This is a genomic window from Nonomuraea solani, from assembly GCF_900108335.1.
GTDB classification, from domain to species: Bacteria; Actinomycetota; Actinomycetes; order Streptosporangiales; family Streptosporangiaceae; genus Nonomuraea; species Nonomuraea solani.
Genome location: NZ_FNVT01000007.1, coordinates 264,922 through 278,744, shown reverse-complemented (window position 1 = coordinate 278,744; position 13,823 = coordinate 264,922). Strand labels below are relative to the sequence as shown.

Below are 13,823 nucleotides of genomic sequence, written 5' to 3'. Positions count from 1 at the left end.
TAAACCGAAAGGTTGAATACGATGCTCCTTCAAGACAAGATCGCGATCGTGTACGGCGCGGGTGGCTCGATCGGCGGCGCGGCCGCCAGGGCGTTCGCCAGGGAGGGCGCCCGCGTCTTTCTCGCCGGCCGCACCCGGGCCGCGCTCGACAAGACCGCCGCCGCCATCCGCGACGCGGGCGGCACGGCCGAGACCGCCCAGGTCGACGCCCTGGACGAGGGCCAGGTCGACGCCTTCGCCGCGGACGTCGCCGGCCGGGCGGGCGGCATCGACATCTCGTTCAACGCCATCGGGATCCAGGACGTGCAGAAACCGCTGACCGAGCTGTCGGCCGCGGACTTCCTGCGGCCGATCGAGGTGGCCGCGCGCACGCAGTTCCTCACCGCCAGGGCCGCCGTCCGGCACATGACGCCGCGCCGGTCCGGGGTGATCTTGATGTTCGGCGGCGGCGGGCCGCAGACCATACCGGGGGTGGGCGGGCTCAAGGTCGCGCTCGACGCCATGGAGAGCATCCGGCGGCAGTGGGCCTGCGAGGCGGGCCCGTACGGCATCCGGGTCGTCACCATGGTGACCGGCGGCATCCCGGAGAGCCTGCCGGAGGACTTCGCCGACCAGGAGGAGCTGACCGCCGCGCTCACCGAGTCGACCCTCCTCAAGCGCACGGCGAGCCTGGCCGACGTGGGCGACGTCGCCGCCTTCGTGGCCTCCGACCGGGCCAGGACCATGACGTCGGCGACCGTCAACATCTCCTGCGGCGCGATCGTGGACTACTAGGGTTGAGCGGCACCCGAGAGAAAGACCGGCCGGCATGCCCGACGACCCGCTCAGCCTCACCTTCGCCGCGCTGGCCGATCCGACCCGGCGGGCCATCCTCGCCCGGCTCGCCGACGGAGAGGCCACGGTCAACGAACTGGCCGAGCCGTTCGACATCAGCCTCCAGGCGATCTCCAAACACCTCAAGGTGCTGGAGCGGGCCGGGCTGATCAGCAGGGGCCGCGACGCCCAGTGGCGGCCCTGCCGCCTGGAGACGGCCCCGCTGGAGACCGTGTCGGAGTGGGTCGACCGCTACCGCGGGCGCTGGAGCGACCGGTTCGACCGCCTCGACCAGGAGATCAAGAGCATCCAGCGCCGGCAGGAAGGGCACGAGCATGGCTGACACCGAGTTCGTCATCGAACCCGGCAGGCAGGACCTCGTCATGATCCGGATGTTCGACGCGCCGCCGGACGTGGTGTTCCGCGCGATCACGGACCCGGAGCTGATCCCGCGCTGGTGGGGGCCGCACGTCCTCACCACCAGGGTCGATCGGATGGAGGTCCGCCCGGGTGGCCGCTGGCGTTACGTCAACGTCGACGCGCACGGCCGGGAGTGGGCCTTCAGCGGCGTCTACCACGCCGTCGTGCCGCCGGAGCGATATGTGCGCACGTGGGAGTTCGAGGGCGCGCCGGAGGAGGTGGCGCTGGAGACGGTCACGCTGACGGAGGTGGACGGCCGGACGCGGTACGTGGCCCAGTCCGTGCACCCCTCGGTCGAGGCCCGCGACGCCATCGTGCGGGCGGACGGCCCGAGGGGCGGGCGGGAGTCCATGGACCGCCTGGCCGTCCTGCTCGGCACCGTGGCCGACATGTGACCAACCGGGCACGTCCTGTGGGGGTCTAACGGGGTGAGCGAAAGGATCACGCCATGAGACCCATCTCAGCGGCCGCGGCGCTCTCGGCGGCCGCCCTGGGACTGTCCCCCGCCGTCGCCCATGCCGAGAACGCCCCTCCGGTGGCCCGTGCCGCCTGGATCAAGGGCTGCTACGACAAGACCTTGGAAGACTACGCTCCCTGCGGCCACTGGCGGCTGCTCACGAAGGACGGCCGCCAGGTCACCGTGCACGGGGCGGCCACGCGCGCCGCGGACGCCAACGGGGACCCGACCAGCGAGGCGGGCGCGTTCGCGATCAGCGCGGACGGCCGCGTGCTGGCCTACGAACGGGCCGGTGACGGCCGGCTGGTCGTCCAGCGGGTCGCCGGCGGCCCGGCCAAGGTGCTGCCGAAGCCGACGCGGGCCCGAGGCGCCGACCAGGTCTACCTCGCCCTCTCCCCGGCGGGCGACCGGGTGCTGGTCGACTACGACGAGGAACACCTGCCGTCCAAGGTGATCACCGTGGCCACGGGCCGGGCCGTGACGTTGCCGGCCGCGTACGAGCCGCTCGGCTTCAGCGCCGACGGCGACGAGCTGCTCGCCTCACGCGCGCTGGGCGACAACACCACCGCCCTGTACGCCCACCGCCTCGCCGGCGGTTCGACCAGGCGGACGCCGCCCCTGGTCATCGCGAACGCCCACACCTACGCGCTGGACTCCAACGGCACCACGGTGGCGGCCTTCACCTCGGGGCCCAGGATCCGTACCTATGACCTGAAATCGGGGGAGCTTTCCGCGGGGGCGGACCTGCCGTTCAAGAAGGGCACCGAACCCACCGTCGGCGTGTGGGACGCCGACGGCCGGGTCAGCACCACGATCAGCACCGGAGAGGCCAGGGAGACGGCGGTGGTACGGGTGCTCACCGTCGATCCGGCCACCGGCGAGGCCACGCAGGCCGACAAGTACTCGATCAGCCGTGAGCGCCACTCGTTCGTCGTGGCGGGGGAGTGATCATCATGAGGATCCTGACAACACTGGCCCTCGTCGCCGGCCTGTCCTGGGCCTTGACCGCACCGGCCGCGCACGCGCAGCCGCACGAGCACGATGCCATCCGGTACGCCTCCATCAAGGGCTGCGCGGTCAAGGGCGGCGGGACCAGGCCGTGCGGTGACTGGCGGCTCGTCATGCACAGCGGCGAAATCGCCACCCTGCCCGACGGCCAGGGGGTGGCGCTGGAGGCCAACGGCTCGTCCAGCCACAACTACACGGCCGCCATCGCGGTGAGCGGGAACGGGCGGCGGGTGGCGTACTTCACCAAGAAGGGCCGCCTCGCGGTCAGGACCGTCGGGGGCGGGGCCGAGGTGTTCGCCAAGGACGCGCTGCCGAAGGTGCCGCAGTGGGAGGTGACCCTGCGACTGTCCGACGACGGTGAACGGCTCGCCGCGGTGCTGGCCAAGGAGACGCGGATCTTCGACACCGCGACCGGGGCGCTGCTCGGCACCGTACCGGCCGAGTCGGCGGTGCTGGGCTTCAGCGGCGACGGCGGCGAACTGCTCACCGTGCTCGTCAACGACGAGACCGTCACCGAGCTGATCGTCTACAGCGACACCGGCCAGGAGCTGCGGCGCGTCGCGCCGCCGCAGGTCATCGCCTCGAACTCGCCGCAGGCGCTGGCCGCCGACGGCCGCACCGTGGCGAGCATCGTGAACGGGTCCAAGAAGGAGCTGGTCACGTACGACGCCGAGGGCGACCAGCTCATCGGCCGCAAGCGGATCAAGCTGCCCGCCGGAGAGATCCACGGGGTCGACTGGACCGGTGACACCCAGGTGACCGTCCACCTGGCCAGCCGGTCGTCAGGCCCGGCCAAGGTGGCGATCGCCGAGATCGACACGAAGACGGGCGCGGTCGGGATCAGGGACCGGTACACGACGCTGAAGGACACCTTCTTCTTCGCGGCCTGCGGGGGCTGAGGCGGGCATACGCTTCTCGGGTGGAGGTTCACTCGACCAAGGCGATGGCCGTGCGAGCCGTCGACCTGTGCGTGGCGCTGCTGCACGAGCGGCCGTCGATCGAGTCGGTGTCGCGGGTCCTGCGTGACCATGGCGAGGTCGGAGACCTCGACCTGGGCGAGGCGGACGTGGCGGCGATGCGGTCGGCGGCCGTCCGGCTGCGCGAGGTGCTGGGGGCGGCCGGCGCCGACGAGGCGGCGGCCCTGCTCAACCGGCTCCTCGCGGGCGCGGCCCAGGCGCCCAGGCTGACCAGCCACGGGAGCTCGACGAGCTGGCATCTGCACGTGGACAGCGGGGATGACGCGCCGTGGGGGGAGTGGTTCCTGGCGTCGTCGGCGCTGGCGCTGGCGGTGCTGCTGGCCGACTACCAGCGGGTGCCGGGCGGGTTGTGCGCTTCAGCTAGTTGCGGGCGGCCTTACCTGGACTTCGGCGGAGGCAGCCCGCGCCGCTACTGCAGCGCCCGCTGCGCCACCCGCGAACGCGTCGCCGCCCACCGCTCCCGCTCAACGGTCGGCGGCTGACCCTTTCAGTCGCCCGACCGGTTCAGATGTCCGACCGGTTCAGGCGTCTGGCCGGTTCAGGCGTCCGACCGGGTTCAGGCGGCTGGCCCGCTCGGGCGGTCGGACCGCTCAGGTGGCTGCGCGCCTTGGGATCAGGATGGCGACGGCCAGCGCCTGCAGCGCCGCGCCGGTCAGCAGAGCGGCACCCGTCGAGTACGCCGCCAGCGGCCCGGCCAGCGCGGCCCCGAGGGCGAACGAGGTGATCTTCAGACTGGCGCCCGTGGTGAACACCTGACCACGCAGATGGGTGGGCGCATGCTGGTGGCGTACCGCGAACAGGGCGGTGAGCTGCGGCCCCTCACCCACGCCCGCCACACCGGCGGCCACCACCGCCACCCAGAACGCCTGTGCGAAGGCCGCCAGCGCCATGCCCGCCCCCAGCACCGCCGTCCCCCAGGCGAGCACCACGTCCCACCTCTTCACCCGCCCCCAGGCCGCGACCACCCCGTTGACCGCCAGCCCGCAGGCGGCGGTGACGGCGAGCAACAGGGCACCATGCCCGCTCTCACCGGTGAGCCGGGCGCCGAGCACGGGCGCGGACACGACCATCATGGCCAGCCCCGCACACGACACCATGGACCCGACGGTCGCCCGCCGCAAAGCCCCACTCCGGACAAGAACCCCGAACCCGGCCCCCAAATCCCCCCAAATCCCACGCCAGGCACCCCGCCATCGGCCCACTTCATCGCCACGAATCCCACGCCAGGCAACAGCCCGCCACCGGCCCACTTCATCGTCACGGATCCTGCGCCGGGCGGCGGGGAGGTGCCAGGCGGCGGGGAGCGCCATCAGCAGGAGCGCGACGCACGCCAGGAGCGCCACCGGGCCACCGCTCACCGTCGCGACCACGCCGGCCACAGCGGGTCCGGCCAGCCCTGCCACGTTGTAGCTCATGGAGTCGAACGCCGTGGCCCTGCCCAGCCGCTCAGGCCCCGTCACCAGGGGCAACTGCGCCGTCCAGCCGCCCGTGAGCGCCGGCCCCAGCAGCCCGGCGGCGACGGCCAGCCCGATCAGGGCCGCGTCCGGCACCCGCCCCAGCCCGCCGAGAACGCACACGAGCCCGCCCGCGTACCCGGCCAGGCAGCAGGCGAGCACCCGCCCCGGCCGCCGCACGCGGTCGAGCAGCACCCCGAGCAGCGGCCCGCCGACGGCGGCCGAGATGGTCAGCCCCGCCAGCAGCCACGACGCGAGCACCGGCGACCCCGTGACGGCCAGCCCGGTGACGAGCAGGGCGGGCCCGGACATCTCATCCCCGGTGCGGGCGGCGACGGCCCCCACCATGTAACGCCATAACATGAAGAAGACGTTACAGGACGTTAGGCGGGACGGTTCGGGGGAATGGATACACCCGAAATCCGGGGAGGGTCCGGCCTGCACGGACTGCGTGCCGTGCAGGCCGGACGCCCCTCGGTCAGGCCGAGCTGGTGATGATCGCGAACCGCGCGCCGAACGGATCGGTCAGGAACGCCATCCGTCCGACCCCTTCCGCCGTCACCGCCGGCTCCCGCATCGTGCCTCCGAGCTCCTGCGCCAGGATGGCCGTGGCGTCACAGTCGCGTACCTCGAAGTAGGGCAGCCAGTGCGCCTCATCGCCGTCCGGAAGCCGGACGATCCCGGCCATCGCCGACGACTCGTCGCCACCGGCCGGGGAGATCACGGGATAGGGCAGGTCGCCCATCGGCAGATCCTCGACGTGCCAGCCGAAAACCGACCGGTAGAAGGGCTGGATGCCACCGGGATCGGGGACGTAGAGCTCGACCCAGCCCAGCGAGCCCGGCTCCGTGACCAGGCCGAGCCCCTTGGTCGCCCCCGGCTGCCACACCGCGAACGAGGCCCCCGCCGGATCGGCGTACACCGCCATCCGCCCCTGCCCCTCGATGTCGGCCGGCGCGGCCAGGACCGCGCCGCCCGCCTGCTCGATCGTCTTGGTGATGACGTCGGCGTCGGGCGCCTGGAAGTAGACCAGCCACGCCGGCGCCGTCCTGAACGCGGTCTCCCGGCTGATCCCCGCGACGGTCTTGCCGTCGGTCTGGCAGAAGCGGTAGTCGCCGTGGCCGGAGCCCAGCGAGAGGGACCGCCAGCCGAACAGCCCGGTGTAGAAGGTGTTCGACGCCTCCAGGTCGGGGCTGCTGACGTCGAGCCAGCACGGGGTGCCGGGGAGGTAGTGGGTGGTGAGCATGGCCCTGCTCCTTCGCGTGACGAAGCGGTGGGTGGCCTCTTCACCTCTGGCGCGGTTGGAGGGGCGACGCCACGCGTACAGCCTGACACGGCCTGGCCACCCAACGCCAATCGAATGGGTGTTTGAACGATGGCATAAACTCGGCACCATGACAGCCGCGTTCCAAGCATCTCTGCTCGGCCTCGACGACGAGCTCGGGGTCGGACCGCTAGGTGACACCGTGCGCAGGACCCGCCTCGACCACGGCGCCTGGCTCGACCTCCGGCCGGGCTGGCTGACGGGCGCCGACACCCTGTTCGAACGGCTCGCGGAGGCGGTGCCGTGGCGGGCGGAGCGGCGGCGCATGTACGACCGGGTGGTCGACGTGCCGCGCCTGCTGAAGTTCTACGACGAGGACGAGACCCTGCCCGACCCGGTGCTCGACGACGCCCGGCGCGCCCTCGACGCCCACTACGGCCGCGAACTGGGCGAACCATTCCGTACGGCCGGCCTCTGCTTCTACCGCGACGGCCGCGACAGCGTGGCCTGGCACGGCGACACCATCGGGCGTGGCGGCCACGAGGACACCATGGTCGCGATCATCTCGGTCGGCAGCCCCCGGCCCCTCCTGCTCCGCCCCCGAGGCGGCGGCCCCTCGATCCGCCGCGACCTGGGCCACGGCGACCTGATCGTGATGGGCGGTAGCTGCCAGCGCACGTGGGAACACGCCATCCCGAAAACCTCCCGCCCCGCGGGCCCCCGCATCAGCATCCAGTTCCGCCCCCACGGCGTCCGCTGAAACCTCCGCAAACACCTGCCGAGAACCCCGACGCGAGCTGAACCACCGCAGCCCGAGTCGGCCACTGCGCCGCAAGCCGGGCAACCGCAGCGCGAGCGGGGCGACTGCGGCGGAAGCCGGGCGGCCGCTGCAGCAGCCGGGCGGCCCCGTGCGAGTCGGGCGACTGCGGCACCAGCCGGGCCACTGCGGTGCTAGCCGGGCCGCGCTCGCCTCGTTCTTTGCACGTGCTGGACCGCCACAGGCGAACTGACCTCTCCACCTCCCCTCCTTTGAAGGGACCTCGCCGAAGTGCGGTGGAGAAGGGGAACCGCTCCAACGTGAGGCGGCCCGCTCGGCGTACGCCGGGCCGCTTCAGCGTGCGCCGGGCCAGCTCGGCGTGAGCCGGGCTGTTCAGCCTGAACCGGGTCGCTTCAGTTTGAGGCGGGCGACGCGGCCCTGTTCGCCCGCTGCCCAGCACGACAGGTCGCGTGTGCAGGACACCGTGTCGAACGAGCCGCTGTCGAACGTCTCCCACCGGCGCCCGCCCGAATACGTCACGTCGCTCCCCGACGGCCCCACCGCGATGGCCGCGAACGGCAGGTGCGGTAGCCAGGTGACGCCCGAGCGGTAGGCGGGCGGGGGAGTCGTGGCCGGTCGCCAGGTGGTGCCGCCGTCGCCGGTCACCGCGCCCGCGCTGGGTGACTGCTGCTCGGGCCGGTAGTCCCCGCCCACCGCGATGCCCCGGTGCCGGTCGCGGAAGGCCAGGCCGAAGACGCCGCGCGCCGGGTCTCCGGCCGGGATCGGCGTGTCGGCCACCGTCCAGGTACGGCCACGGTCGCCCGAGTGGAACACCCGCGCCCGCTCCGCCCCACCGCCGGCCAGCCAGACGTCCCGGCTGCCCGACGCGACCAGGCACTGCCCGCTCGCCGCGAACCCGGCCTCGCCCGGCAGCGCCTCCGGCATCCCGTCGGAGGGCAGCACCCGCCAGCTCCGCCCGCCGTCCTCCGTGGCCAGGATCCGGAACCTGCCGTCCACCGGGTCGCTCATGGCCAGCCCGTGCCGCCGGTCGAAGAACGCCAGGCAGTCGTAGAACGCCCTCGGCTCGTCGTTCCTGAACGTCTCCGTCCATGTACGTCCGCCGTCCTCGGTCCGGTAGACGCGCGAGTCCGTACCCGAGCCGATGGACAGCGCCACCGCCCTGCGCGCGTCGAACGCCTCGATGTCGCGGAACTGCAGCGCGGCGGTGTCGGGCGGGGACACGTTCTGCCAGCTCCGCCCGCCGTCCACGGTCCTCAGCACGGTGCCGGCCGAGCCCGACGCCCACACCACATCCCGGCTGACGGGCGACAGACCACGCAGGCGCGCCGTCACCCCGGTCGCCTTGAGCTCCCAGCCGAGCGCGGGGGTGCCGACCGCGCCGACGGTGCCGGCAGCGCCGGCGCGGTCCACAGCGCCGGCCGTACTGGCAGTGCCGGCAGCGTCGGTCATGTCAGTGGCGCCGGCCTGGGCGGGCAGCGGGGTGGCGAGAACGGCTGCCGCTGACAGCGCGCTTAACGCGATTCGAAGCTTCATGTCGGGCAAACTAACCCAAAGGATCAGCACCGTCCATGAGGAATCCGGCGATCAGGGCGTTGACCCGTTCGGGTGCCTGACGGCTGGACCAGTGGCCCACGCCTTCGAGCAGTTCGAAGCGGGCGCCGGGGATGAGGGCGGCGGCGGCTCGCGTGCGGGCGTGCGGTACGCCGACGTCCCGATCGCCCTGGATGAGCAGGGAAGGGCAGGCGATCTCGGACAGGCGTGGCCGGAGGTCGACACGCATGCGGAACGGGCCGATGGAGGCGTTCTGCCAGTCGGAGGAGCCCGCGCCCCCGTCGCGCACCTCGGCGGCGATCTCGTCCACGACCTCCTCGAAGTCGGCCACCGGCCCCGCGAACAGCGCCCGTCTGGCGAACCGCGCGATGCCCTCCCTCGTCCCGAACATGGCCCTCGGCAGCGTCCGGTTGAGCAGCGGCAGCTTGGCGGTGAGCCGGAGCAACTGGTGCACGACGGGCGGGAACGACAGGATGCCCGCCGGCGCGAGCGCCACGAGCCGGTCGACGCGTTCGGGGTGCTCGATGGCGTAGGCGAGGGTGAGCGCGCCGCCCTGGGACAGACCGATCAGGGCGGCCGAGTCGTGGCCGAACCGGTCGAGGACGTCGGTGACGCAGCGCAGCATGCGGGCGTGGGTGGCCGGCCCCTCCCAGGGCCGGCTCCTGCCCTGCTTCGGCCAGTCGAGCGCGAGGACGCGGTGCTCCTGGGCCAGCACGGGGATGAGGTGCCGCCAGCTGAGCAGCGCGTTGTCCACCCCGGCGCCACTCAGGAGCAGCACAGGTGAGCCGTGGTCACCGGCCTCATAGACGTGCAGCCGGCCTTCCGGGGAGGGGAGGTACGTGCCACGGAGGCCGGTCATCTCCGGTCTTCCCGGTGGGAAGGTCGCGGGCCGCCGTCTCGCCGGGCTTCCCACCGTTCCCACAGCGCCGGCAGTTCCTCCTCCAGGAACCGGTACAGCTCGTTCACCCCGGCCAGCCGCTCCCGCCGCTCGGACGTGCCGTTCGCGAGCGTCCGCAGGCCCGCCTCGGTGATCTCCCGGAACGCGGCCGTCTTCGCGTAGCGGGCGGCCAGCATCCGGCTCCACCCGTCAGGCTCGATGCGGAAGTATTCCTGGCGATCCCCCCGCCGCCGCACCCCTTTGACGAGCCCGCTGGGCGTCAGGAGCCGGGTCGCGCTGCTGATCGAGCTCCGGCTGACCCGCAGCACGTCGGCGAGCTCGGCGGCGCTCTGCTCCGGCGGGTCGCTGATGAGCAGCCAGCCGATCACCCGGCCGGCGATCAGCGGCATGCCCTCCCGGGCGAAGAACCCGGCGACGTCATCGACGAACTCCAGCTCTGCTTCCGGGGGAGTGCTCATTGCCAGAGGTTACAGTCATTACTGCAATGAGCGCACGCTCAGGCCCCACTCCAGCAACTCCTCGGCCGTGGTGAAGCGCCGGCTGGAGACCGACTCGTCGAGCAGGACGCCGACCAGCCGCCGCCCGTTCGTCTCGCCCGCGAACGCCAGGCAGTAGCCCGCCGCCCGCGTGAATCCGGTCTTCAGCCCGACCGCGCCCGGCGTGCCCAGCAGCCTGTTGGTGTTGCGCCAGCTATAGGAACGGTGCTGGGCCGTGGCGTCCAGGGAGTGCAGACGGGTCGCGGCCGTCTGCTTGATCAGCGGCACCGCCAGCGCCCTGGCCGCCAGCACGGCCTGGTCCCTGGCGGTGGAGTAGCCGTCGCCGCCGGGCATCGGCAGGCCGTCGGCGTTGACGTATGCGGTGTCGTTCATGCCCAGCTCGCGGGCGGTGGCGTTCATTTTGGTGACGAAGCCGCCGACGCCGGGGCCGTACGTGCGGGCCAGCGCGTGGGCGGCGTCGGCGCCCGAAGGGAGCATCAGGCCGTAGAGAAGCTCGCCGACCGTGAGACGGTCGCCGGCGCGCAGGTCCGCGGTGGTGCCGCCGCCGTCCTCCGCGTACGCGACGTCCGCGGAGTCGATCCGGACCACGTCCGTGGGTTTGGCGGTTTTCAGTACGACATATGCCGTCATGGTCTTGGTGAGGCTGGCGATCGGCATACGTTCGCCGGCCTCCTTGCTGAACAGCACCTGACCCGAGGTGGCGTCCAGCAGGATGGCGGCCTGGCCGTGAACGGCCGGAGTGTCCGCGTGCGCGGGCGCGGCCAGCCCGGTGACCAGGGCGAAAAGACCTGCCGGGACGACGTGACGGATACGCATGGCACCCAGCGTGCCGCCCGATTTGGGGTGCGTTTAACGAAATGAGGTAAATCTTTTCAGCGGGCTGACCAGTGGTTTCGCACGGCGCGGCGGTCCTCCGACAGCTCCGAGAACAGCCTCTCCCACAAGGGCATCACCACGCCGGGCCCGTATGCCCGCGACGTCACGACCGCCGCCTCGCCCATGCGCAGTCGCAGCTCCCGGTCGGCGATGACCCGGTTGAGCGCGGCGGCCAGCGCGTCCACGTCCCTGGGCGGCACCAGCACGCCGTCCACGCCGTCGGTCAGCACGTCCTTGGGGCCGGTCGGGCAGTCGAAGGCGACCACGGGCAGCGCGTGCGTCATGGCCTCGATCATCACCATGGGCAGGCCCTCGAAACGCGAGCTCAGCGCGTACACGGAGGCGTCGGTCAGTTCCCGCTCCATCCGTTCGGTACGCCCCGGCAACTCGACGTGCTCGCCCAGCCCGTACTGCTCGATGAGCCCGGCGAGCTGCCCCTTGCGCGGTCCGGTGCCGAAGACGCGCAGCCGCCACTCCGGATGCTCGGGCACCACCTGCGCGAAGGCGGCGATCAGCAGATCGAACCCCTTCTGCGGCACCAGCCGCCCGGCCGCGATCACGACGGGATTGACCTGCTGGGAACGTTCCTGCTCGACCTTGTGCACCGCGTTCGGGATCTGCACGATCGGGGTGCCGGGCAGCAGCCGCTGGTATTCCAGCCGGTTCGTCCCGGTCAGCACGCAGATCGCGTCGAACCGGTGGTAATGACGGGCGATCTCCCTGCGGATGGTGTCGGGGTAGGCCGATAGGTTCATGTGCTCCTGGGCCACCTTGATGACATTTCTAGGGGTACGCCGGGCGGCGATCAGGTTCAGCGCCGGCCGGGTCGTCACCAGGATGCCGTCCCGCAGACCCGACACGTACTCCATCGCCGCCCACTCCACCCGCTCGGTGAAGTAGTCGGCCGCGAACTCGCCGCGCGGCACGATCTTCCCGCGCACCCGGCGCCACGCCCTGCGGCCGATCGAGTCCGGCAGCCGGCCGGTGCGCTGGTCCACGAGGGTGGTGACGGTGATGCGGGGGTCCAGCCGGAACTGGGGCATCTCGCGCCGGCGTACCAGGCTGACCAGCTCCACCTCGTGACCGGCGGCGGCCATCGCGTTCGCCTGGTTGACGACGGTGCGGATGGTGCCGCCCATGCCGTAGGCGTGCAGCATGAGGTAGCGGATCTTCACGTCAGATACCCCCAGGTGCGGCTGATCGGCTTCAGCACGTCCGGGACCTGATCCGCCGGGGGCAGCTCGCGGGCCGGTTGCACGGTGCCGGAGCGGATCTTGTCGCGCCAGTCGCCGAGCCCCTTCTCGATGACGGCCTGCTCGCCGTACGAGAGCATCCCCGGCTCCCACTCCAGCTCCAGGAACGCGCAGATCTCCCGCGTCACCCGCTCGGGTTCGGCGCTGAGCTCCTCATATCTGACCGTGAGGCCGGGCAGCGCCGCCCTGGCGCGCTGGACGGCCTTCATGTACCGCAGGGCGTCGGCGGCGGCCTCGGCCGGGGTGCGCTTGTCCGGGCCGGCCTCGTGCCAGGAGGTGGCGATCGAGGCCGGGTGGCGCAGCAGGAAGACGAAACGGGCGTCGGGCCAGCAGGTGGCGATGCGCTGGTGGGCGAAGGCGTTGGCGGGGGTCTTGTCCACGATGTACCGCTTGCCGCTGCGCACCAGCTCCCGGTGCAGGACGCGGTCCCACAGCAGGTGCTCCAGGTCGGCCTGGTTGTGACCGAGCGCCGCCATCGCCTTGGCGGCCAGGTTCGTGTCGAACTGCACCCGCAGCCGCCGTACGTGCAGCTCGTGCGGCGCGTGCAGGGCCGAGTGCGCGTTCAGAATCGAGCGCAGCAGGGTCGATCCGGAGCGCACCGGCGAGAGCAGGAACACGGGCGCTTCGAGCAGCCGGTCGATCGCCGGATCCGCGGGCGCTCTCGTCTCGGGAACGGGCAGGGGCGCCTCGGCCGCGGGCGCCTTCTTCCCTGCACGTTCGATCTGGAATCCCGTGAACCTGACCAGCGCTTTGTTCATCTTCCGCTGCCAGTTCATGCCGACGCAGACTACCGCCTGTTCCTGGTGATTCCCTGGGAGCGCCGGACCGCCCGATGATCAAGACCGCTAGCCTTGCAGGTGTCGAGCTGCTGATCTTGACCGAGGGGTAGGGCATGGGCGAGGAACGGCTACCGGACGACGTGGTCCTGGGGATGGTGGCCGGACATCTGAGCGCGGCCATGGGCCGGCCGTGGCGGGTCGAGGACGGCAGGGCCAAGGGCCCCGGCTCGGCGGCGGTGACCCTCGGCGGCCACACCGGCGACCCGTACCACCTCGATCTCGACTTCCAGCTCAACGCGGACACCAGCATCGGCGACCGCGTGGCCGGCTACGGCGCCACCACCGAGGAGGCCGTGGACCGGGCCGTCCGGCTGTGGCTCGGCACCACCGGCAGCGCGCTGCTCGAACTCCTCGTCCAGGACGGCTCGCACGCCGGCCACTTCGCCCCCGGCGACCCCCACGGCTTCCCGGGCCGGCACGCCGTGCACGGCGGCATCGTCGGCTGGGGCACGGGCGACGACCACGACGCCGTCCAGCGGTGGGCGGTCCAGCACGTGCTCCTCCCCGACCTGGCCCCGGCCCTGAAGGACACGGTCGGCCGGGACCGCCTGGTGGGCGTCAAGGCGTTCTTCGGCGGGGGAGAGGACACGGAGGCCGCGGAGATCCGGGTGGACGGCGTCTATCACGAGGCGGGGTCCCGGGTGCTGGCCGAGCTCGGCTGGCCCCGCCTCCAGACCGGCGTTTCCTACGCCCGCACCTTCATGCTGCTGGTCCGGCACGACGAAGAGCCGTGACGCC

General features: G+C 72.1%; 16 protein-coding genes. 8 read left to right on the top strand and 8 right to left on the bottom strand.

The genetic code is table 11. The annotated features are described in order from the left end of the window. Window positions 1-21: 21 nt before the first annotated feature. Genes C4V41_RS26500 through C4V41_RS26475 form a run of 6 tightly spaced genes read left to right on the top strand, consistent with a single transcriptional unit; the run spans window position 22 to window position 4,157 of the window. Window positions 22-774, top strand: coding sequence for an SDR family NAD(P)-dependent oxidoreductase (locus tag C4V41_RS26500; protein WP_103958636.1), 753 nt, complete (start codon window positions 22-24; stop codon window positions 772-774). Window positions 775-808: 34 nt separating this feature from the next. Further along, on the top strand, window positions 809-1,156 hold the full coding sequence (locus C4V41_RS26495) for an ArsR/SmtB family transcription factor (RefSeq protein ID WP_103958635.1): 348 nt from the start codon (window positions 809-811) through the stop codon (window positions 1,154-1,156). Continuing rightward, window positions 1,149-1,628, top strand: a complete 480-nt coding sequence (locus C4V41_RS26490) for an SRPBCC family protein (RefSeq protein ID WP_103958634.1) — start codon at window positions 1,149-1,151, stop codon at window positions 1,626-1,628. The genes C4V41_RS26495 and C4V41_RS26490 overlap by 8 nt, the downstream gene beginning before the upstream one ends. Window positions 1,629-1,681: 53 nt before the next feature. Continuing rightward, a complete protein-coding gene (locus C4V41_RS26485) occupies window positions 1,682-2,638 on the top strand; it encodes a hypothetical protein (RefSeq protein ID WP_103958633.1) in 957 nt (318 codons plus the stop codon). 5 nt (window positions 2,639-2,643) lie between these two features. Continuing rightward, the gene (locus C4V41_RS26480) at window positions 2,644-3,597 is read left to right on the top strand and encodes a WD40 repeat domain-containing protein (protein WP_146103794.1); all 954 of its coding nucleotides are present in this window, start codon (window positions 2,644-2,646) and stop codon (window positions 3,595-3,597) included. A 20-nt stretch (window positions 3,598-3,617) separates the two neighbouring features. Next, complete coding sequence (locus tag C4V41_RS26475) at window positions 3,618-4,157, top strand: CGNR zinc finger domain-containing protein (RefSeq protein WP_235030391.1); 540 nt, start codon at window positions 3,618-3,620, stop codon at window positions 4,155-4,157. Between the two features lie 108 nt (window positions 4,158-4,265). Here the strand turns inward: C4V41_RS26475 and C4V41_RS26470 are convergent, their stop codons facing one another. Both C4V41_RS26470 and C4V41_RS26465 read right to left on the bottom strand, forming a co-directional pair. Further along, window positions 4,266-5,492, bottom strand: a complete 1,227-nt coding sequence (locus C4V41_RS26470) for an MFS transporter (RefSeq protein WP_103958631.1) — start codon at window positions 5,490-5,492, stop codon at window positions 4,266-4,268. A 115-nt stretch (window positions 5,493-5,607) separates the two neighbouring features. Next, window positions 5,608-6,375: a VOC family protein gene (locus C4V41_RS26465; protein WP_103958630.1), complete on the bottom strand. Its 768-nt coding sequence runs from the start codon at window positions 6,373-6,375 to the stop codon at window positions 5,608-5,610. Between the two features lie 148 nt (window positions 6,376-6,523). Here C4V41_RS26465 and C4V41_RS26460 point away from each other — a divergent pair, with 148 nt between their 5' ends. Further along, a complete protein-coding gene (locus tag C4V41_RS26460) occupies window positions 6,524-7,153 on the top strand; it encodes an alpha-ketoglutarate-dependent dioxygenase AlkB (protein ID WP_103958629.1) in 630 nt (209 codons plus the stop codon). Window positions 7,154-7,543: 390 nt separating this feature from the next. On the opposite strand, the gene C4V41_RS26455 is transcribed toward C4V41_RS26460, so the two are convergent. Genes C4V41_RS26455 through C4V41_RS26430 form a run of 6 tightly spaced genes read right to left on the bottom strand, consistent with a single transcriptional unit; the run spans window position 7,544 to window position 13,022 of the window. Next, on the bottom strand, window positions 7,544-8,704 hold the full coding sequence (locus C4V41_RS26455) for a WD40/YVTN/BNR-like repeat-containing protein (protein ID WP_103958628.1): 1,161 nt from the start codon (window positions 8,702-8,704) through the stop codon (window positions 7,544-7,546). A 10-nt stretch (window positions 8,705-8,714) separates the two neighbouring features. Continuing rightward, window positions 8,715-9,581 (bottom strand): alpha/beta fold hydrolase, encoded by an 867-nt coding sequence (locus tag C4V41_RS26450; protein ID WP_103958627.1) that lies wholly within the window; start codon window positions 9,579-9,581, stop codon window positions 8,715-8,717. Further along, on the bottom strand, window positions 9,578-10,078 hold the full coding sequence (locus C4V41_RS26445) for a GbsR/MarR family transcriptional regulator (protein WP_103958626.1): 501 nt from the start codon (window positions 10,076-10,078) through the stop codon (window positions 9,578-9,580). Before C4V41_RS26445 ends, C4V41_RS26450 begins: the two co-directional genes overlap by 4 nt. Window positions 10,079-10,096: 18 nt before the next feature. Continuing rightward, entirely contained in the window at window positions 10,097-10,933 is an 837-nt protein-coding gene (locus tag C4V41_RS26440) for a D-alanyl-D-alanine carboxypeptidase family protein (protein ID WP_103958625.1), read from the bottom strand. A 56-nt stretch (window positions 10,934-10,989) separates the two neighbouring features. Next, window positions 10,990-12,168, bottom strand: a complete 1,179-nt coding sequence (locus C4V41_RS26435) for a glycosyltransferase family 4 protein (RefSeq protein ID WP_103958624.1) — start codon at window positions 12,166-12,168, stop codon at window positions 10,990-10,992. After that, on the bottom strand, window positions 12,165-13,022 hold the full coding sequence (locus C4V41_RS26430; protein WP_103958623.1) for a sulfotransferase family protein: 858 nt from the start codon (window positions 13,020-13,022) through the stop codon (window positions 12,165-12,167). The genes C4V41_RS26435 and C4V41_RS26430 overlap by 4 nt, the downstream gene beginning before the upstream one ends. A gap of 116 nt (window positions 13,023-13,138) precedes the next feature. Between C4V41_RS26430 and C4V41_RS26425 the strand changes: the two genes are divergently transcribed. Then, entirely contained in the window at window positions 13,139-13,819 is a 681-nt protein-coding gene (locus C4V41_RS26425; protein WP_103958622.1) for a DUF6348 family protein, read from the top strand. Window positions 13,820-13,823 lie beyond the last annotated feature (4 nt).